Origin of the sequence: Marinobacterium ramblicola (assembly GCF_019084545.1) — a bacterium.
GTDB classification, from domain to species: domain Bacteria; phylum Pseudomonadota; class Gammaproteobacteria; order Pseudomonadales; family Balneatricaceae; genus Marinobacterium_D; species Marinobacterium_D ramblicola.
In genome coordinates, this window is the sequence record NZ_JAHREP010000021.1 from 22,406 (window position 1) to 42,015 (window position 19,610).

The window sequence follows — 19,610 nt, forward strand, 5'->3', positions numbered from 1 at the left end:
CCTCCCTAGTCATCACCAGACCCACTATTTCCGCGACAGTGTGATCCGGTCCGGCAGAGAATCGATCAACCCGGTTTCCAGATCGATCACCAACTCATCAACGTCCTGCATCGGCTCCGAATCTACATACTGAGCCTCAGCCTCCCACGTCAGCCTGCGTTGCTGTCCGGGGAGATGGCGTTCACCGATGAAATGACCATCTGGATCTATGGATAGTGTAGAGCAATACACATTCGCCACTACGCGCCCACCACGTTCGATATGCAGCGAATCGCAGATCAGTTCGCCTTCGAGCTCACCACTGACATTGACGGCATGGGCGCGAATTCGGCCGCAGATGCGACCCGACTTGCCGATGGAGATATCGTCACTGGAGTCTATGCTGCCCTCGAACTCACCATCGACATGCATTTTTCCGGAAACGCTGGTTTCGCCGTGAAAACGGTTTCCCTGAGCAATAATCGTTACTGAGGAGCGGTTTGATTTAGCGGATACATTGCGCTTAATGATTCCCACGGGATCTCCTCGACATCGGTAAAGATTGAATCAAAGTTATCCAGCCCCCACTTCATGAAGGGCTCCGGATCGAGCGCCGTATAGAGTTGACGAACCTCGTAATGCAGATGGGGCCCGGTTGAATTGCCGCTATTGCCGCTAAGACCGATCTGCTGTCCCTTATGTACAAATGCCTTGGGTTTGACCAACACCTTCTGCAGGTGGGCATACACGGTCCTGAAGCCCAGATTGTGGTCGATCCGCACCATATAGCCGTAGCCGCCACCCTTATTGTATCCGGCGAACTCTACGACACCGTCGGCCGTGGCATATACCGGCGTACCGACCGAGGCCTTGAAGTCGATACCACTATGCATAATCCGTTTTTTCTGAATCGGGTGCATCCGCATGCCAAAACGGTCGGTAATCCGTTCACTTTGGATCGGCACGCCGTTCGGTATCCCGTAAAGCATGAACAAGCGCTCACGCGCGGCCGCCTTCGCCACCTCGGCCCGCTCCTTCGCCGTCATCTCCGAATCGCTCTCGAGTATGCCCAGCATTGACTCCAGATCGCCCAACTCGGTTCCCATCAGGTGATTCTGTTGCGCCAACTGATCACGCTCGACCGACAGCTGGGACAGCGCGTCCCCCAAGGATTCAAGCTCGGTTCTGTAGAGCTGCTGAGTGCCCAGCATCAGCTCATACTGATCGGCCAACTGTTGGTGCGTATCCTCGAGATCCAACAGCTCATCCGTCGTTTTGACCAGCAACAGGTTGGAGACGAAAAAACTCAGCGCGGCCATCAGCAAGAAGGCTGCCACGAGATATTTCGCCAGTTGATTCAGAGTATATTGCCGCGATCCGTGCACGGTCGTCAGCGTTACTACCAGCTTACGTCGCAAAAACAACCACCCGCCGTTTGCCAGAAAATCGGGCTAATATAACGCCTTACCAGAGTTGTGTCATAGTGATTTATCCCCAGCAGGCAAGACGGCGCCTCTCTATATGTGCGACAGGCTTCAGGGGCCGGCGGAGACGCATGCTGTGCATTTCCCGACATTCATGTGCGGCTATACCAGATGAAGCAGTGCCTTCGGGGCTGCTTTCCTCAGTTTTTGCGATCAACGGATATGTGGGCGGGAGAAGTAAAATTTGAGATCGCGAATGTCGACCAGCCGCCGGTGCGGCCGGTCGAACCCTCTGATCAGGTTCCGGTTTGGCTGCCCTCAGGACGTGCCAAACGGAAGCAGGGCCTGTAATCCTCGTGATTGATCTTCATTCGGCGCTGCTCAACAAAAGAGCTCAACAGCCGGTCAAGCGATTGCATCACCGACGGCTCGCCGTGCAACTCGAATGGCCCGTACTGCTCAATCGCCTGAATCCCCGGCTCCTTGACGTTACCCGCCACGATCCCGGACAGGGCACACCTCAACTGCGCGGCCAACTCATAATCGGGCTGATTGCGCGACAGGTTAAGTGCGGCCATATTGGCATGAGTGGGCTCGAACGTCTGCTGCAGCGCCCGCGGGATATGGAGCTGCCAGTTGTAGTGGAACGCCTCGCCGGTGGCACGCCGATGGGCTGTGACCTCCTTGAGCGACTCCCTGGCCCGCACGGCAACACCGTGAGGGTCATCGATGATGATCTCGTACATGCCGCGGGCGCGCTCACCCAGCGTCTCCGCAATGAACCTGTCCACGGTCTCGAAGTACGCCTCGCTGCCCGCCGGGCCGGTGAAGATGAACGGGAATGGAAGCTTGCCGTTCTCCTCGCGCAGCAAAATACCCAGCATATACAGGATCTCCTCGGCGGTACCCACGCCGCCAGGAAAGACCACAATGCCGTGACCGAGCCGCACAAACGCCTCCAGACGCTTCTCGATATCGGGCATGATGATCAATTCGTTGACGATCGGATTGGGCGATTCCGCCGCGATAATGCCGGGTTCCGAGATGCCCACGTAACGGGCCGCATTGATGCGCTGTTTGGCATGCGCAATCGCTGCCCCCTTCATCGGCCCTTTCATCGCCCCCGGGCCGCATCCGGTACAGATATTCATGCCTCGCAGGCCCAGCTCATACCCCACCTTCTTGGTGTACTCGTACTCATGGCGAGCAATCGAGTGACCGCCCCAGCACACCATCAGATTGGGTTTTACATGGGGCTGCAGCGCGTTGGCGTGGCGCAGAAGATGAAACACCACATTGGTGGCCATCGCCGATGGCTCCAGACCATCGCAGCAGCTGCTGAACTCATCTTCGACATACAGCAGGTCGCGCACGACGGAGAACAGATGCTCGCGGATACCCTGAATCAACTCGCCATCGACAAATGCGCTGGCTGGGGCGTTGATCAGATTCAACTGCACCCCACGGTGTTTATGGCTGATCTGAATGTCGAAGGTACGGTAGCGCTCCAGCACCGTACGCGTGCTGTCCAGCTCACTACCGCAGTTCAAAACCGCCAGTGCACACTGGCGCAGCAGCCGGTACAACCCTCCCTGGCTCTTATCCTGAAGTTTGGCCACCTCATAGGGCGAGAGCATGTCGAGACTGTCCAGCGGTTTGACACTGGCATTTACAAAAGCTTCGGTCATCATAACGACCTCCCTGTGCAGGCTAATGCGTACAGCTCCGCAACTCCGGAAAGCGCCTTTCCGGGGAAAGGACCTGCCTCTTCAATATGAACCGACATTTCGACTTTGGCTACTATTCAACTAAAAAACAGGCACTTGCAAAATCAACAATTGTAAACGGGAAGCCATTGAATTAGTTTTGGTTTCATAGCCCTCCGCAGAAGGAACCGCTCGATGACTGCGTCCAAGCTGTATATCCTCGATACTAACGTTCTGCTTCACGACCCCAAGTGTCTGTATGAGTTCAAAGAACAGGATATCGCGATACCGATGACTGTTCTGGAAGAGCTCGACGATATCAAGGACCGCAAGAAAAACGTCGCCGCCGAGGCTCGTGTCGCGATCAGAGCCATAGACGACATCATCAGTACCGCCAAGGATGCCAGCCAGATTACCAAGGGTGTGCAGATCCGCCTTGAAGGTAAGGATCGCCCCATCAAACTTGGCCACCTGTCGATCTTTCCCGATCATGAGCTGACCAGTCGGCAGGGGTTCCTGCCCGATGATCGCAACAAGGACAACAAGATCATCAATTGCGCCCTGCATCTGCAGGCCACCTACCCGCATCGTCAGGTGGTTCTGGTCACCAAGGATATCAATATGCGCCTGAAGGCGCTCGGTGCCGGACTCAAGCGGGTTGAAGACTATCGCACCGATCAGCTGGTATCCGATATCGAACTGCTGCCGGCAGGCCACGTGCATCTGGAGAAGCCCTTCTGGGAGGGTGTGGAGCAGGTCGACAGCTACCAGGAGGATGGTAATACCTACCACCGCGTTGACCGCGCCCTGCTGCCCGAGACCTACCCCAACGAGTTCATCTACGATGACAGCAAGGACTTCGCCGCTCGCACCATCAGCGTCAGCGAGGACAAGGTCACCTTGCTCGACCTCGGTTATGAACGGCTGATGCAGCAGAGCTGCTGGGGCATTCAACCGATCAACCTGCAACAGGCATTTGCCATGCAGGCGCTGCTTGACCCCAACATCGACCTCAGCATCCTGCTCGGCGCCGCCGGCTCCGGTAAAACCCTGATCGCGCTGGCCTGCGCCCTGGAGATGGTGATCGAGGAGCGTCGCTACAACAAGATCATCGTCACCCGCTCCACTCCGCCGGTAGCCGAAGATATCGGTTTCCTGCCCGGCACCGAGGAGGAGAAGATGACCCCCTGGCTCAGCTCGATCAACGACAACCTGGAAGCGATGCATGAGCACGACGAGCGTCCCCAGAGCAGCGTCAAATACGCGATAGAGAAGGCGAATATTCAGTTCAAGTCACTGAACTTCATCCGCGGCCGCAGCATTCAGAATGCCATCGTACTGATCGACGAATCCCAGAACCTGACACCACAGCAGCTGAAGACGATCCTGACCCGTTGTGGCAAGAACACCAAGATGGTCTGCTTGGGCAACCTGGCACAGATCGACTCCAACTACCTGACCGCCCTGACCTCGGGCCTGACCTACATCGTCGAACGTTTCCGTGGATTCGAAGGCTCCGCCAGCATCCACTTCGAAGGGATCTTCCGCTCCCGCCTGGCGGAGTACGCGGAAGAACAGCTCTAACCCCCACCTGCCTGCAGCCCCGCCCCTGACCCGGGCGGGGTTAGGCGGAATACCCCACTGTGCACCTCAGACTTTGGTCAGAACGACGAAAGTCGTATATAGCCATGCATCCCTTGAAATAGCTGACACTCAACCGGTGCCCCGCGCTTCAGCGCTGGATTCACACTCAACGCACAGGTTTTATTCCTGCGCCGAATGCCTATAATGCACCGCAACAATAAACTGGTTACAAAAAAATGAAGATCCCCCCTGCACTCTCGTTTCAGACACTCCTCTGAACTGAAGTGAGGGGCGGCTGATTAGAGCGGTCGATCTATCGACCCCCTCCCCGAACGATCCTGACGGCTGGTTAACCCGGGCGATCGTTTCGGAAGGCGATACCCGAGCAGCGGTACATGGCATCCAGTCAGTCCGTTGCAAAGGCCAAAAGCCTTTACCGGGTTCGTGGTGTATCCCATTGTTTATTATCAATTGGCGAACTCAAATGACTACAAAAACTGTCGACGTATTGCTTGTCGGGGCGGGTGCGATGAGCACCACCCTGGGAATGCTGCTCAAACAGCTCGATCCCGAGCTCAAGATCTGCATGGTCGAGCGTCTTGACTATGTGGCCCATGAAAGCTCAGACGGATGGAACAACGCCGGCACGGGACACGCCGCCTACTGCGAACTGAACTACACACCACAGAAGCCTGACGGCAGTATCGATACTACCAAAGCGTTCAACATCAACGCTGCGTTCGAAGTCAGCCTCCAGTTCTGGTCTTACCTGGTCAATCAGAACGCACTGCCCTCCCCTCGACAGTTCATTAACCCAACCCCACATATGAGTTTCGTCTGGGGCGAAGATAACGTGGCATTCCTGCGCAAGCGTCACACCACACTCTCGGCACACCCGGCGTTTGCCGATATGGAGTACAGTGAGGATCCCGCAGCGCTGCGTGAATGGATGCCGCTGGTGATGCAAAACCGCGATCCGGCCGAGAAGGTCGCGGCCACCCGTGTCAGCTACGGCTCAGACGTGAATTTCGGCGAACTCGCCCGCGCAATGGCCAAATACCTGGGCACACAACCCAACTTCGACCTACTGCTGAGCCGAATCGTAAAAGATCTGGACAAGCAGAGTGACGGTAGCTGGAACGTGGTGCTCAAGAACACCGAAGCCGGCACCACTGAGACTGTCAACAGCAAGTTCGTCTTCCTCGGCGCGGGTGGCGGAGCCCTGCCCCTGCTGCAAAAATCCGGTATCGAAGAGGGCGCTGGCTATGGTGGCTTTCCGGTCAGCGGCCAGTGGCTGGTGTGCAAGAAGCCGGAGATTGTCGAACGGCATCTGGCCAAGGTATACGGCAAGGCGCCGATCGGTGCTCCGCCAATGTCCGTTCCCCATCTGGACACTCGCATCATTGATGGCCAGCGAGCGCTGCTGTTCGGTCCCTTTGCCGGCTTTACCACCAAGTTTCTCAAGCAGGGATCCTTCCTGGATCTGCCGCTGAGCATTCGCCTGGGCAATATCAAGCCGATGCTGTCGGTGGCGATGCATAACATGGACCTGACCCGTTACCTGATCAGTGAAGTGATGCAGTCTCATGGCTCGCGCGTCGAAGCCCTGCGCAACTTCTTCCCGGACGCCAAGGATGAGGACTGGACCCTGTCGCACGCCGGCCAGCGCGTCCAGATTATCAAGAAGGACGCCGACAAGGGCGGCAAGCTCGAGTTCGGCACCGAGGTGATCACCGCAGCCGATGGCTCGATAGCGGCACTGCTGGGGGCATCACCGGGCGCCTCAACCGCTGTCGGCACCATGATCAGCATCGTCGAGAAGTGCTTCATTAATATTGGCGGCCACAGTGACTGGACCGCACGCCTGAAGGAGATGATCCCCTCCTACGGCGAATCGCTCAACGACAACCCGGAACTGCTCAAGCGCGTGCGTGCCCATACGCTGAGCACGCTGCAGCTACATGAGCAAAAGCAGACGCAGGCACAGGTACAGCAGGCCGACACTCGGCAATCTGCATAACCCCCTCCGTCTGCCCACCCGCTGCCGACCTATTGGCAGCGGGTGACCTTCCACGCTATGTTGTCATCAGTAACCTCAGAGAGGGATGCAATGACAGCGCTACGCCGCGGCTTGATTCAAGTACTCAAATTTCCGATCAGGGTTTATCAATATCTGATCAGCCCGCTGCTGGGCAGTAACTGTCGCTTCTATCCAAGCTGCTCTCACTACTCCCTTGAGGCGATCGAGACACATGGTCCACTGCGCGGTTGCTGGCTGGGATTGAAGCGGATCCTGCGCTGCCATCCGTTCAGCGAAGGCGGCATCGATCCGGTCCCGGAACCTCGCAAGCGATGCGACCACACGCCCAGCCAACCCGGTGACCATACGGCTCGCGAGTAGCGGAACTGCGAGGGTTGTACATCGGACGAGCGGATAGAACGCCTGCCCCCAGGCCAAGCGGGAATCAGGATTCTGAACAGAAGCTGGAGCTGAAAACTGCTCCCCCGCCATCTCTGGAAAGGGAGCAGGAGGGAGAGAGTTACTCTTCTGTCGCGCTGCTGGTATGTACCTGCATCTGCGGATAGGGGATGGTGATTCCGACCTCGTCGAAACGCAGCTTGACCTGCTCGGTCACATCCCAATACACCGCCCAGTAATCGGCGGTTTTAACCCAGGGGCGCACGTTGAAATTAACACTGCTGTCAGCCAGTGCGGCAACGGCAACCAGCGGTTCAGGCTCACTCAGCACGCGCTCGTCGGAGGTCAGAATATCCATCAGGATCTCCTTGGCCTTACGCAGGTCATCGTCGTAGCTGATGCCGAATACCATATCGACACGGCGCGTCTCACGCTTGGAGTAGTTGGTGATCACCCCCGCATAGATTCCGCCGTTGGGCACGATCACCTCGCGGTTGTCACCGGTACGCAATACGGTATTGAAGATCGCGATGTGCTCGACGATACCCGCGATACCAGCCACTTCGACGAAGTCACCCTCGCGGAAGGGACGGAACACGATCAACAGCACCCCCGCCGCGAAGTTCTTCAACGAATCCTGAAGCGACAAGCCGATAGCCAGACCTGCGGCACCCACCAATGCAATCAGCGATGTGGTATCGATACCCAGTTGCCCAAGCGCGGCCACGATGATGAACAGCAGCAGCAGCACATTGACGATCGATGAGACGAAATTCACCAACATCTCTTCGACACCGGCACGCCTCATCATGCGACCGGCCAGATTTACCAGGTGCCTGGCAAGCCAGCGCCCGACAAAGAATATCGCCAGTGCCAGCGCTATATTGATAGCCCAAGGCAGAATATAGATATCCCAGAAGCTTTCCATCTACAGTTCCTCGATTCCTTGTTTCACGCCGCTAAAGGCATGATTTACCTATGGTTACACAGGCTTAACCCTATCGTTTACCAACACGCAAAGCATGAGAGCCAGGGGGCGCAAAGTCAATTACAACGAGACATTCGCTACCACTGCCCCTCCCCACAGCGCATGCGTGTTACCATGCATCGATCCATGATCTTTACAACGCCCCGTATGGAGCGATCCAAATTTGAACTTAGCCAAACAAGTACAGTCACTGTTGTAAATCGGTCGTAACGGACGACGGTGCATTTCCCTAAACAGGCTTTCAGGCAATACCTTCGGACAGTTGAATGAAAAAAGTGTTACTTCTTGCCCTGCTGGGCCCTATCAGCGCAATGGCATCTGCGGAATCCGCGCACGTGGCGGACGATGCTTACGTATTCATGAACAGCGGCCCAAGCGATCAATATCGTATCAACGGCAGAGTTAACAGCGGCGAATCGGTCGTGATTCTCGACCGAAAGAATGACTATATTCAGATCAAGACGGAAAGCGGACGCGTTGGCTGGCTGCCGGACTCCCTGGTTGACGCCGGTCCGAGTAACCTGATTCGTATGCCCAAACTGGAATCCGATCTTGCCGAAGCTAGCAAGCTCATCGAAGCGCAGAGGCAGGAGATCGAAACGCTACAAATCTCAGCGCAAAACAGGTTGCAGGAGAGCGAACAGAGCCAGGCCAGGGTATCTGAGCTGGAAAAGGAGATCTCCACCCTCAAATCCCAGATAGCCAATATGGATCAGTCCAACCTGATCCGCTGGCTGACCCATGGCGGCCTGGTCGCGCTGGGCGGGGTTCTGTTAGGGCTGCTGATTCCCTACCTGCCCAAAAGACGCAAACCGCGCAATGACTGGTTTTGATAGCGACAGGCAATCAGTTCCATAGATCATAATCATTGTTCAACATGATCGGCCGGCGTTTAAATGAAGCCATATTTTTTTGACCTCAAGGGAGACGCTGATGCAACGTATTACGATCTTCGGCCGCGAAGGATGCGGCTTCTGTAGACGCGCCAAGGAGCTCTGCGAGCAGCGTGAGCTGGAGTACCGCTATATCGACATCCACGTAGAGGGCATCAGCAAGGCCGATCTGGAAAAAACCATCGGCAAGCCGGTGGAGACCGTGCCGCAAATTTTCTGTGGTCAGGAATACATCGGCGGGTATACTGAATTCGCCGCTTTTGTCGAAAAGACACTGGCGGCGACAGCAGAGACCGAGTAAGGTCGGTACAGGCAAGGTTATACGAAAGCGGGGCCTTGCCGGCTGAACTGCCAGCTGAACCGAAAGCCGAGCATTGGTTGATTACGGCTCGGCCCAGCCCAGAAAGGAGACGATCCGATGCTGACAACACTGGTTATATTGGCCATGGTCGCCGTAGCAGCTTTTACATGGGCTCAATTCAACGCGCTCACCGAACAACAGAGAGACGTTGCCCCTATACGCATCCGCTCCGACGAGCATCGTTCTCGACGCCGCCGTTAATCTCCCAAATTGTGAAACAGGGGTGGCTGTTGCCTGAGTTCTATCTCCGCAACAGTTAGCCGACATGCCGCCCCGCAACCATCCCGGGACGAGTCACACCATAAAAAAAGGCCGCAAGCGCTAGTACGCTCGCGGCCTTAACGAATTCACTTGCTAGCCGAGATATCGTTAACCATACCTCGCTACTCAGCATGCCATCCTGGCTACCGGCAGTGGTGAAAAGGGGGCATACTATAGCATTAAAAATCCAGCAATGTCACCAGATGAAGCCAGTCTATGAGCCACTACCCTCGTCACCGCTCACTTTAGCCAGCACCTCTTCCACCGGACGTGGATGAAACTCTCCAAAGCCCTCCTCCAGCGTCCAGAGCTCAAGCCCCTGCTCAACGCGCACGACCCTGTCGAAACGCTTGCGTAGATACGGCACAGCCTCCTCAAGTGTGTCGATATCACACAGCATGACACCCCCGCGGCCATTTTCGGTCGTAAAGAGATAGCTCTTCATTTACTCACCCAATTCAACAGGGAAGTGGCCGAGAACTGCTCAAACCACTCCACAAACGCCTCTTCACTTTTCGGGCGGCAGATCAGATAGCCCTGCGCCTGATCGCATCCAAGCTCCCGCAGCAGTCCGAGCTGCTCGGATGTTTCGACACCCTCTGCGACCACGCTGAGCCCCAACGCCTGACTCATGGCGATAATCGCCTTGACCAGTTGCCGATCCCGCTCCGATTCGGTAATGCTATTGATAAAACTGCGATCGATTTTTAGATGGTCCAGCGACATGGTTCGGATATAGCTCAGGCTCGAGAAACCGGTACCAAAATCATCGATCGAAACCCCTACCCCGCGCTCACGCAATGCAAGCAAGGTTTCAGCCGTTTGTTCAGCATTATCCATGAAGCTGGTTTCGGTCAGCTCAATACTGAGCCATCGACTCTCCAGACCACTCCGGTCCAGCTCCCTCTCAATATGCTGCAAGATCGAACCGTTCTGAAATTGTCGGGCCGAGATATTGATCGCAACCGGCACGGCACATCCCGCATCCAACCATCGCAGCACCTGTGCCACGGCCTCTTTCAGCACCCAGTCACCGATATCGTTGATCAGCCCGGTATCTTCCGCCAACGGGATAAAGAGGTCAGGAGGGACCGTACCCAGCTCCGCGTTATGCCAGCGGATCAACGCCTCAACACCAACCACCGCGCCTGTCTCCAGGCTGATCTTGGGCTGATATACCAGCGAGAACTCGCCCCTTTCCAACGCACGGTGCAGCTGAGCGGCGATCATATAGCGGGAGCGGCGCTTCTGATGCAGCTCCTGCGAAAAGAAACTGTATTTGTTATGCCCGAGCTCTTTGGACTGGTGGAGGGCCGCTTCCGCAGAACTCAACAGTTCACCTGCGCTCGTCCCATCCAGCGGATACACCGCGGCACCGATACAGGCAGTGATACGCACCTCTGTCGCGCTCACCAGCACCGGCATCGAGATAATTCGGGACAGATGCTCTATCCGGGCGTGCAACTCATCCTCGGAGACGTCGGTCAGGATCAGGTTGAATTCGTCACCGCCTGGCCGCCCAGCCGTATCGCCTACACCCAAGGCTCCATCGATTCGATCGGCGATAGTTTTCAGAACCTCGTCGCCACACTCCTGACCGAAGCGCTCATTGATCCGCTTGAACATATCCAGGTCAACCGCCAGCACAGCAATACTGCCCGCACTGTCCCTGGCATAGCGCGTAGCCATCTCAAGCCGATCCTGGAACAGACGTCTGTTCGCCAGCCGGGTGAGATCATCAAACTGAGCCATCTGCTGTATGCGCGCTTCAGACCGCTTCACCTCGGTGAGATCATGAAAAATGGCCGCATACTGAGTAACTCGCCCCTCGACATCCGTGATCGCGGTGATGCTCAACCACTCTGGATATACCTCGCCACGTTTCGTTCGGTTCCAGATCTCGCCCTGCCACTCTCCATGCTGACGCAGGGTGCTCCACATACGATCGTAGAAGGCGCGATCATGTCGGCCGGAACTCAGAATCTTGGGATTTTTCCCAATCACCTCATGAGCGTCATAGCCGGTAATCGCAGTAAATGCCGGGTTGACGCTCTGAATGGCACCGGACGCATCGGTGACGACCACTCCCTCCATCGACGCATTGATGACCCGCTCGATCAAACGCAGGTTCTGCATCGACTGCTCCAGCGCCTCGCTGTTGGTCAACAACATCTGACGCAGGCGCGACACGTAGTCCCGCTCTACGCTGCGCAGGATATCGGTGTAGGAAAGCAGTCGGGTGACCCGCCCCTGTTCATCCTCCAGCCCCAAGTGGCGAAAACCCTGGCGACGGAAGATCTTGCGGGCGATATAGAGGCTGGTATCGGCCTTAACCGACACCAATTCCGGCAGATTGAACTCCTGCAGCGTTCGACTCAATGACTCGCCCGACGCCAAAATACGAATCACGTCGGTTTCGGTCAGAATACGGTTCACTTCCGTATCGCGGACCAGTGCCGCGCTTTGGTTATGGTTGCGTATCTGCGCTATCGCCTCGTGCATCTGGGCAGAGGCATCCAATACCAGCGCGCCAGAAGGGGCTATATCGGACACACTGCGCAAAAACAGATCGTGCTCGACGCCCTGGCTGTTTACAATATCGCTCTCGCTGGCGATACCGATCAGTTTCCCCTGGGAATCGACCACTACTGCATGCTTCAGCCGCTGTCCAAGCAGCTCGACACCCACCTCATCGACACTGGTTTCAGCACCCACGATCAGCAACCGAGTCGACATCGCATCGGCAACAGGTAATTGACGCCCCTGTCCGTCCGCCTTGATGCCACAACTCATCGCTTCACGAGTTGTCAGCATGCCGACCGGCTTGCCATCATCACAAATCAGCACTGAACCGATACGATGCTCGGACATAAGCCCCAGCGCGTATTCCAGAGTATCGCCCGGATCGCAGCAGACCACATCGGTTTGACATATCTGCGCAACCGACATGCCATGGCTCATTAGTACATCTGTGTTCATGCAGGGTGAAACGCTGTCCATTGTGCGGGGTTAACAATATGACCGTATTGTAACAGCTGGCGTTAGCCAGGATAAGGATATTTCCCCTCCCCTTCTCGGCTGCAAAAAACTGTCAACATCCCTCTTCCCTGACGATTTTCCTCAATTAAATACTGTATGATCTAACGACAGGGAAACGCGCGTTCGGAGTTAACACACATGCCTCATCCTCTCGCTACACTGACGGCGCTGGTCGAACAGATCGCCCGTACTCAAGACCCAGCGACCATCATGGAAACGATCGTGCAACGTCTTCGAGAACTGCTGGAGGTCGAAGTATGCAGTATCTATCTGTGCACTCCGGAGCGGGACGCGCTGATACTGGCTTCGACACAGGGACTCTCCGACGCCGCCGTCGGCAAGGTGCGGCTGGCAATGAACGAGGGCTTGGTCGGCCATATTGCCGCCACCCTGAGCGCCGTCAACCTGGCCGATGCGCCATCGGACGATCGCTTTGTCTACATCCCCGAAACCCACGAGAAACCCTATCACCGCTTCCTCGGGGTTCCTCTACTGCACTTGCGCAAACTGGTTGGCGTTCTGGTGATCCAGGGTCATCAACGCAAACCGTTCAGCGACGAGGATGAAGCCTTTCTGATCACCGTCGCATCGCAGCTCGGCAGCACCCTTTACCAGCTGCACCGAGATGGTAAGTGGATGTCCAATCTTCAGGAGGTCTCACCCTATCGCCGCTATACCGGCATCAAAGGTGCACCGGGGGTCGGCCAGGGCCGCCTCTGGCTGATCCACCCCCACCTGTCACTCGCTGACGTCAAGCAAGCGATGACCAGCAACCCGGCGCAGCAGAAAAGCGATTTTGCCGATGCCCTCGAAGCGGTGCGCGAAGAGCTTGAGTCGGGCTCCGGGAAGCTCGGTCAGCATCTGCCTGCAGATGTTCGCGCGCTGTTCCATGTCTACGAGCTGATGCTGCAAAGCCCGGAACTCAGTGAAGGCGTATTGCGACTGATCGACGGCGGCGCCTCCGCAGACTGGGCACTGAAGCAAACCGTCGATGAGATGGCCTCGATGTTCGAGCAGTCCAGCGACCCTTACATGCAGGCGCGTAGCGAAGATATACGCAATATAGGGCAGCGCATCCTGAACCAGATTCTGGCGCGCGACCAGCAGGTTCTCGAGGCTCCGGATGAGGAGCTGATCCTCGCCGGCGACCTGATCAGCATCGCCGATCTTGCCAGCTTCCCGCAGCAGCGGATCCGCGGTTTGCTCTGCACGGCTGGCTCCACCCTTTCACACACCGCGATCGTCGCCAATGCTTTGGGTATCCCCGCGGTTATGGGCGTTGAAGGCTTCGAGCCGGAGCACTTCCGCGGCGCGCGGGTCATCGTCGACGGTAACCGGGCGGAGTGCATGGTCAATCCGCCCCCCGCACTGATGAGCGAATACAAGCGGATGATCGATCAGGAGCAGCGCTTCATGCGTGATCTTGACCGGTTACGGGATATGCCGGCGGAGACGCTGGATGGCGTGCGCATCAAACTGCTGACCAACACAGGTCTGCTTGCTGACGCGACCCCGGGTCTGCAGCGCGGTGCCGAAGGGGTTGGACTGTACCGCTCGGAAATCCCGTTCATGATCCATGACAGCTTCCCGACCGAGCAGGAGCAGTACCGGATCTACAGCAAAGTGCTGAAGGCCTACGCACCGCGACCGGTCTCGATGCGCACGCTGGACATTGGCGGTGACAAACAGCTGCCCTATTTCGAGATCAACGAGAGCAACCCATACCTTGGCTGGCGAGGCATACGTTTCACGCTCGACAACACTCAGCTGCTGGTCAGCCAGATTCGCGCCATGCTGCGCGCGCATGCCGAGCACGGCAACCTCAAACTGCTGGTGCCGATGATCAGCCGCGTCGATGAGATCAAGACCGTACGAGAACTGGTGGAGAAGGCAGCAGAGGCATTGAAACGGGACGGCGTAGAGGTCGGCATACCGGAAATAGGGATGATGATCGAGGTCCCCTCGGCAATGCTGCTTCTACCAAAGCTCGCGCCCTATATCGATTTCGTTTCCGTGGGCTCGAACGATCTGACCCAGTACCTGCTGGCGGTTGACCGCAACAACCCCAGGGTATCGAACCTGTTCGACAACATGCATCCGGCCATGCTGGTCGCACTGGAACAGATCGTCGGCCAGTGCAGGCAGCTCAAGCTGCCGGTATCCCTTTGCGGTGAAATGGCATCGGATCCGGTGGCCGTGCTGATGCTGGTCGCCCTGGGTTACGACTGCCTGAGCCTCAGCGCCTACAACATACCGAAGATCAAACTGCTGATCCGCTCGTTACGCAAGGCCGACCTGCTACCGCTGCTGGAGCGGGCACACGATTGCTCCGACGAAACTCAGATAAGAGCGCTGTTTGCGCCGGTGCTCGAACGTCTGGGCTGGTCCTCTGACCATCGCCAGCCGCCGGAGAGCACTGAACAACCGCATTGATCACCCGAACGGGCGGCTCTGTGCCGCCCTGGCGACACAAGCAATTCATCTACCTAACACCGAACAAGAAAAAAATTCATTTTAAAACTGCATATTTTGCTTGCCGCAAACGCGCATCTGCCGTCCAATTGCGCCGCTCCCCTGCTGCTGTTACCACCCTGTGCAGCGCACCTTCAATTTCGTGTAATACACTAGAATCGATCACATAAATCTGCGCTCGACAATCCGATAGCATCGACCTCGGATGATTGCGCGCTGACAGGATTATGGTATGAAAATCTGCTTTCTGATGTATCCCTGGGAACAGGTAAAACCCGATACCGACAGTACGCTGCGCATGGTGCATGAAGCGGTGCTGCGCGGTCATACCGTGGCCATTACCTCACCGGCGAGCCTGACCATCCGCGAAAGCGTGGCCAGCGCGTTCTGCAATGTGTTCGTTAAAAAAAGCCGCGTAACGGATAATTTTTCCAGTTTCTACCGCAATGCGGAGTTTCGTCGCAGTCGCCTGCCGCTGGCCGGATTCGATGTCATCATCGTGCGGCTCAATCCGCCGCTGGATACGATCATCCTCAACTTCCTCGATTCGGTGCAGGACGATGTCTTCATCATGAACGACATCAACGGCATGCGCATCGCCAACAACAAACTTTACACCGCCGCCTTCACCGGTCCCGCGGCCAAATACATGCCGACAACCCATGTCTCGAAGAACCGGGATTACCTGGAGAAAGTGCTGCAGGAGTCACCGGGAGATCGCATGATCCTGAAACCGCTGAACGGCTTCGGTGGCAAGGGTGTAATCGTGGTTGAGAAGAGCGCTCGACAGAGTTTCCGTTCGCTTCTCGACTTCTATGTCGGCTCGGGTAGCAGCAGCAACTATGTGATCCTTCAGGAGTTTGTCGAAGGCGCCGAGAACGGTGACGTGCGCATCCTGATGCTCAATGGCGAGCCGATCGGCGCCATGCGCCGCATCCCGGATGAAAACGATGTGCGCTCCAACGTTCACGCCGGCGGACGTGTGGTCAAACACACACTGACCCGCGAGGACAAAGAGCTGTGCCGCGCAATCGGGCCCAAGCTGGTGCGCGACGGCCTGTACTTTACCGGGCTCGACGTCATCAACGGCAAGTTGATCGAGGTTAACGTCATGGCACCGGGCGGTATCGTCCGCATCAACAAGCTGAATCGCGTGCGGCTGCAGCGTCAAGTACTGGATTTCGTCGAAAATGTGGTCGAAGCCAAAGCGCTCGTCGAGCGGCAGAAGAACGCCTTCCGCCAGGCGATAGACGATGCAAACGCTCACTGAAGCCCGCCTGCTGGAACTGATCGGCCAGCGCCGCCCCGTGCATGCACGGGTGCGCGGTGCCGGCCTGCGGATCCGTATCGATCACTACCTGCCGGTGGTCGCCTGTGTACTGCACGCGGGAACAGTGCTACCTGATGACTATGGCGAGCGCCTTGCCGTTAACGACGAACAGCGTCAGGCACTGGAGGAGCGCGGCTGCGAGCATCTCGCCGAACTGATGCCTATCTCCATCATACAGGAAGAGTCGCGCCTCGCCTGCGATCTGAATCAGCCGCTCAGCCACTGCTTACCGGAACAAAGCGATGCCGGCGCCATCTGGCAGCGTCTCCCCACCAGGCGCATGCGTGAACGTGCCGAACGCAGTTACCGCCGTTTCTACCGAATCCTCGACGCCCTGATCGACCAGCTGGAGAGTAAAGGCGATGCCTGTCTGCTGGTTGACCTGCACAGCCATACCCTGAACCACCAGTCTGCAGGGCTGTTTCATATACCGACGGAAACAGGGGTGCATGATGGCAAACAGTCACTCGTCGACGAGCTTCTGAAGCAACTGGCGCGCATAAAGCTGCCCCAACTCACCACCAGTGTCAGCAGTGGGCCTGACAACGTGGAGAGCCATCAGCTGGCCAACGATATCGAAAGACGCCACGCCAACACCCGCGTGCTCAGCCTGGTGATTTCGCCGATCTTTCGTGAGCCGAAAAGTGGTGCCGTCTACCCCATACTGACGGACGCACTGGCCAGCGCCCTGCACGAAGCGCTGCTCACCACCGCTGCCCACCATGCACACCAGCACTCCGGACGACCGGTCCATATTCACGACCTGCTCCCCGACCGCCTGCCGACCGAGGTGCTGAAGATCGATCGCGCCTTGAAGAAGCTTGCCCGCGGCCTGGAGACCCTGCTCTACATCAACCCGATCAATCTGGGCGCAGAACAGCGACGTTTCCAACGCAGCAACGGAGGTTACGCCCCGGAGTTTCGCTATCGCCCACTGCGGATCGATCCCTTTGCCCATCGGGAGAAGCTCTACCGCTTACCGGTCGACACAATACGCGATCCCGCCCTGCGCCAGCTGTATCGTGAAGCGATCGACGCCCTGGCTCAGCGCATCGATCTGCTGGTCAGCATCGGTAGCGAGCGTTTTCTGTACAACTCCTTACGCTACTACGGCGAGCCGGACGACATCGATCTGGCCAATGCCCGGTTCCTGCTGCACGCCGCCGAACGTCACCAGGAGCAGCAGCAGAAAAGCTGCAGCGCCGAACAGATGCTGAAATTTTTCAGTCAGCGTGCAAACCAGTGGGGCTTGAACTGCCGCACGGAACTCTCTGACCGGATACTGGCCGCCGCGATGGTGTCCAGTGGACGCAATGCGCTGCTGGTGAGACGCGATGCCCGGGTAACGGAGTCGGAGATGCAGGCCCTGGCTCACCATGAACTGGGCATCCACATGGTGACAACATTGAATGCACGCCGTCAGCCGCTGCAGATATTCAGCCTCGGCCTTCCCGGCAACACCCATGCGCAGGAGGGGCTGGCAATACTGAGCGAATACCTCTGCGGCCATCTAACTCTCGGCCGGCTGAAGACGCTGGCATTACGCGTGATCGCTGTACACCAGATGCTCCACCACAATGACTTTCGCCGCACCTGGCGCACGCTGACGGAGGATTATGGCTGCAGCTCGGACGAGGCGTTCAGTATCAGCGCACGCGTACATCGCGGTGGCGGTTTTACCAAGGACCATCTCTACCTTAGCGGTTTTCGCGAAGCGTTACGGCTCTACCAACAGGGCGACATTTCGGCACTGCTGATCGGCAAAACCGGATTTGGCTACCTGCCCCTCCTCCAGGAGTTACTGGCCCGCGGCCTGCTCCACCCGCCAGAACATCGCGCGCCCGCCTTGGAAACCCCGGTAGCGAGTCACCCGGAGATCGACTACCTGGTGCGTAGCATTCGCTAAGTGAACGGGCACAAAACCCAGCCAAAGAAAAAGGTCGCCTGGGCGACCTTTATAACGTATTTCGCGTTGAACTTGGGAAGGGATGCAAGGTACATGGTATGGGCACGCGTTGGACTGCTGCCTTTCCATTAACGCTCACGGACAGAGATGCTCCGGCACACCCAATCTGGAGCGGACTATCAGTTGAGCGCACCCAATATGAACAGAAGCTGAACAGTTAACTGAACACGCTGCCATACGCTGTTTTCGACCACTCTTTTTTCGATCCAATCCAGTTAAAGCCCTGTTTAATCAGCCTACATTTGCCTCGACGGGGACGACAGGCTCGACAAGCGTGCTAGAATGGCAACAAAGCTGCGCTCCAGTGCGGCATGGCTACGAATCTGCAAAAGAACGATCAAGTATGAACATCGACGATCTACTGGTACAGGTTATCGAACCATCCAGAGTGCAACGCCATATCATTATCGATAGTCTGCGCCAGCTGGGGATCCATGACATCGAAGACTTTGAGTCTGCCGAACCGGCCCTGGAGCGTATGCAAACGGTCAAGCCCGATATCGTGATGTCATCGATGCACCTGCCCGACATGACCGGCACCGAGCTGGTCACGAAGATGCGCGAAAACCCGGAGTTGGCAGACATTACCTTCCTGCTGGTCTCGACCGAAACGCACTACCGCTATCTTGAACCCATACGCCAGGCGGGCGCCATCGCCATACTGCCCAAGCCGTTCAGTCGTAACGATCTGATGCGTGCCCTGCAAAGCACCATGCACTACATCAACGACCGGCAGCAGGAGGAGGAGGATGATGATCTGTTCGATGATATGCGTGTGTTGCTGGTGGATGACAGCACCCTGTCACGCAAGTTCGTGCATCAGGTACTGACCGCGGCCGGCATCCAGAATATCGTCGAGGCGCAGGATGGTGCAGAGGCGTTACAGTATCTGGCAGAGCAGTCGTTTGACCTGGTCATATCGGACTACAACATGCCCAATATCGACGGCTTGGAGCTGGTGGATCATATCCGCAATCACAGCGCGCAACCCACCGTACCGGTGATGATGATCACCTCCGAGCAGAACAGCAGTCGGCTGGCCGCAATCCAAAGCGCCGGCGTGTCGGCACTGTGCAGCAAGCCACTCTCCTACGACATGGTCAAGCAGCTGATTCAGCAGCTGGTTGCTGACCGGGATATCTAAAACACAACAGCCACCCTCAGGGTGGCTGTTGCATCCAGCGCTCG

General features: G+C 57.0%; 16 protein-coding genes. 10 read left to right on the forward strand and 6 right to left on the reverse strand.

The genetic code is table 11. The annotated features are described in order from the left end of the window. Nucleotides 1-24: 24 nt before the first annotated feature. The 3 genes from KQ940_RS15880 to ppnN all read right to left on the reverse strand — a co-directional run bounded on the left by KQ940_RS15880 (nucleotide 25) and on the right by ppnN (nucleotide 3,094). Nucleotides 25-516 (reverse strand): bactofilin family protein, encoded by a 492-nt coding sequence (locus tag KQ940_RS15880; protein ID WP_217414740.1) that lies wholly within the window; start codon nucleotides 514-516, stop codon nucleotides 25-27. After that, nucleotides 465-1,316 carry a M23 family metallopeptidase gene (locus tag KQ940_RS15885; protein ID WP_343222668.1) on the reverse strand — a complete coding sequence of 284 codons (852 nt, stop codon included), beginning with the start codon at nucleotides 1,314-1,316 and terminating at the stop codon, nucleotides 465-467. The genes KQ940_RS15880 and KQ940_RS15885 overlap by 52 nt, the downstream gene beginning before the upstream one ends. Nucleotides 1,317-1,699: 383 nt before the next feature. Then, entirely contained in the window at nucleotides 1,700-3,094 is a 1,395-nt protein-coding gene (ppnN, locus tag KQ940_RS15890; RefSeq protein WP_217414742.1) for a nucleotide 5'-monophosphate nucleosidase PpnN, read from the reverse strand. Nucleotides 3,095-3,304: 210 nt separating this feature from the next. Here ppnN and KQ940_RS15895 point away from each other — a divergent pair, with 210 nt between their 5' ends. The 3 genes from KQ940_RS15895 (at nucleotide 3,305) to yidD (ending at nucleotide 7,094) form a co-directional block, all read left to right on the forward strand. Then, nucleotides 3,305-4,693, forward strand: coding sequence for a PhoH family protein (locus KQ940_RS15895; protein ID WP_217414743.1), 1,389 nt, complete (start codon nucleotides 3,305-3,307; stop codon nucleotides 4,691-4,693). Nucleotides 4,694-5,159: 466 nt separating this feature from the next. Continuing rightward, nucleotides 5,160-6,713 (forward strand): malate dehydrogenase (quinone), encoded by a 1,554-nt coding sequence (gene mqo, locus KQ940_RS15900; protein ID WP_343222670.1) that lies wholly within the window; start codon nucleotides 5,160-5,162, stop codon nucleotides 6,711-6,713. A 90-nt stretch (nucleotides 6,714-6,803) separates the two neighbouring features. After that, nucleotides 6,804-7,094, forward strand: a complete 291-nt coding sequence (yidD, locus tag KQ940_RS15905; protein WP_217414745.1) for a membrane protein insertion efficiency factor YidD — start codon at nucleotides 6,804-6,806, stop codon at nucleotides 7,092-7,094. A gap of 139 nt (nucleotides 7,095-7,233) precedes the next feature. On the opposite strand, the gene KQ940_RS15910 is transcribed toward yidD, so the two are convergent. Next, the gene (locus KQ940_RS15910; protein WP_217414747.1) at nucleotides 7,234-8,040 is read right to left on the reverse strand and encodes a mechanosensitive ion channel family protein; all 807 of its coding nucleotides are present in this window, start codon (nucleotides 8,038-8,040) and stop codon (nucleotides 7,234-7,236) included. Between the two features lie 326 nt (nucleotides 8,041-8,366). Here KQ940_RS15910 and KQ940_RS15915 point away from each other — a divergent pair, with 326 nt between their 5' ends. The 3 genes from KQ940_RS15915 (at nucleotide 8,367) to KQ940_RS15925 (ending at nucleotide 9,555) form a co-directional block, all read left to right on the forward strand. Continuing rightward, nucleotides 8,367-8,933 carry a TIGR04211 family SH3 domain-containing protein gene (locus KQ940_RS15915; RefSeq protein ID WP_217414748.1) on the forward strand — a complete coding sequence of 189 codons (567 nt, stop codon included), beginning with the start codon at nucleotides 8,367-8,369 and terminating at the stop codon, nucleotides 8,931-8,933. A gap of 100 nt (nucleotides 8,934-9,033) precedes the next feature. After that, nucleotides 9,034-9,294, forward strand: a complete 261-nt coding sequence (locus tag KQ940_RS15920; protein WP_217414749.1) for a GrxA family glutaredoxin — start codon at nucleotides 9,034-9,036, stop codon at nucleotides 9,292-9,294. A 117-nt stretch (nucleotides 9,295-9,411) separates the two neighbouring features. Then, nucleotides 9,412-9,555, forward strand: coding sequence for a hypothetical protein (locus KQ940_RS15925; protein WP_217414750.1), 144 nt, complete (start codon nucleotides 9,412-9,414; stop codon nucleotides 9,553-9,555). A 274-nt stretch (nucleotides 9,556-9,829) separates the two neighbouring features. Here KQ940_RS15925 and KQ940_RS15930 read toward each other — a convergent pair whose 3' ends face one another. Together KQ940_RS15930 and KQ940_RS15935 are read right to left on the reverse strand one after the other, a co-directional pair. Beyond that, entirely contained in the window at nucleotides 9,830-10,060 is a 231-nt protein-coding gene (locus KQ940_RS15930; RefSeq protein WP_217414751.1) for a hypothetical protein, read from the reverse strand. Further along, complete coding sequence (locus tag KQ940_RS15935) at nucleotides 10,057-12,594, reverse strand: EAL domain-containing protein (RefSeq protein ID WP_217414752.1); 2,538 nt, start codon at nucleotides 12,592-12,594, stop codon at nucleotides 10,057-10,059. The genes KQ940_RS15930 and KQ940_RS15935 overlap by 4 nt, the downstream gene beginning before the upstream one ends. 198 nt (nucleotides 12,595-12,792) lie before the next feature. Between KQ940_RS15935 and ptsP the strand changes: the two genes are divergently transcribed. From ptsP to KQ940_RS15955, 4 genes are all read left to right on the forward strand, one after another. Beyond that, the gene (ptsP, locus tag KQ940_RS15940; RefSeq protein WP_217414754.1) at nucleotides 12,793-15,087 is read left to right on the forward strand and encodes a phosphoenolpyruvate--protein phosphotransferase; all 2,295 of its coding nucleotides are present in this window, start codon (nucleotides 12,793-12,795) and stop codon (nucleotides 15,085-15,087) included. A 271-nt stretch (nucleotides 15,088-15,358) separates the two neighbouring features. Then, complete coding sequence (gene gshB, locus KQ940_RS15945; protein ID WP_217414756.1) at nucleotides 15,359-16,396, forward strand: glutathione synthase; 1,038 nt, start codon at nucleotides 15,359-15,361, stop codon at nucleotides 16,394-16,396. Beyond that, nucleotides 16,380-18,362: a flavohemoglobin expression-modulating QEGLA motif protein gene (locus KQ940_RS15950; protein ID WP_217414757.1), complete on the forward strand. Its 1,983-nt coding sequence runs from the start codon at nucleotides 16,380-16,382 to the stop codon at nucleotides 18,360-18,362. The genes gshB and KQ940_RS15950 overlap by 17 nt, the downstream gene beginning before the upstream one ends. A gap of 403 nt (nucleotides 18,363-18,765) precedes the next feature. Beyond that, complete coding sequence (locus KQ940_RS15955; RefSeq protein ID WP_217414758.1) at nucleotides 18,766-19,566, forward strand: response regulator; 801 nt, start codon at nucleotides 18,766-18,768, stop codon at nucleotides 19,564-19,566. The last annotated feature ends 44 nt before the right edge of the window (nucleotides 19,567-19,610 follow it).

What these genes read in the sequence shown, in the direction of transcription:
- KQ940_RS15925 (WP_217414750.1), top strand. Translation starts at nt 9,412, where the DNA reads ATGCTGACAACACTGGTTATATTGGCCATGGTCGCCGTAGCAGCTTTT.
- KQ940_RS15915 (WP_217414748.1), top strand. Translation starts at nt 8,367, where the DNA reads ATGAAAAAAGTGTTACTTCTTGCCCTGCTGGGCCCTATCAGCGCAATG.
- yidD (WP_217414745.1), top strand. Translation starts at nt 6,804, where the DNA reads ATGACAGCGCTACGCCGCGGCTTGATTCAAGTACTCAAATTTCCGATC.
- KQ940_RS15920 (WP_217414749.1), top strand. Translation starts at nt 9,034, where the DNA reads ATGCAACGTATTACGATCTTCGGCCGCGAAGGATGCGGCTTCTGTAGA.
- KQ940_RS15955 (WP_217414758.1), top strand. Translation starts at nt 18,766, where the DNA reads ATGAACATCGACGATCTACTGGTACAGGTTATCGAACCATCCAGAGTG.
- KQ940_RS15895 (WP_217414743.1), top strand. Translation starts at nt 3,305, where the DNA reads ATGACTGCGTCCAAGCTGTATATCCTCGATACTAACGTTCTGCTTCAC.
- KQ940_RS15950 (WP_217414757.1), top strand. Translation starts at nt 16,380, where the DNA reads ATGCAAACGCTCACTGAAGCCCGCCTGCTGGAACTGATCGGCCAGCGC.
- KQ940_RS15935 (WP_217414752.1), bottom strand. Translation starts at nt 12,594, where the DNA reads ATGAACACAGATGTACTAATGAGCCATGGCATGTCGGTTGCGCAGATA.
- KQ940_RS15910 (WP_217414747.1), bottom strand. Translation starts at nt 8,040, where the DNA reads ATGGAAAGCTTCTGGGATATCTATATTCTGCCTTGGGCTATCAATATA.
- gshB (WP_217414756.1), top strand. Translation starts at nt 15,359, where the DNA reads ATGAAAATCTGCTTTCTGATGTATCCCTGGGAACAGGTAAAACCCGAT.
- KQ940_RS15930 (WP_217414751.1), bottom strand. Translation starts at nt 10,060, where the DNA reads ATGAAGAGCTATCTCTTTACGACCGAAAATGGCCGCGGGGGTGTCATG.
- ptsP (WP_217414754.1), top strand. Translation starts at nt 12,793, where the DNA reads ATGCCTCATCCTCTCGCTACACTGACGGCGCTGGTCGAACAGATCGCC.
- ppnN (WP_217414742.1), bottom strand. Translation starts at nt 3,094, where the DNA reads ATGATGACCGAAGCTTTTGTAAATGCCAGTGTCAAACCGCTGGACAGT.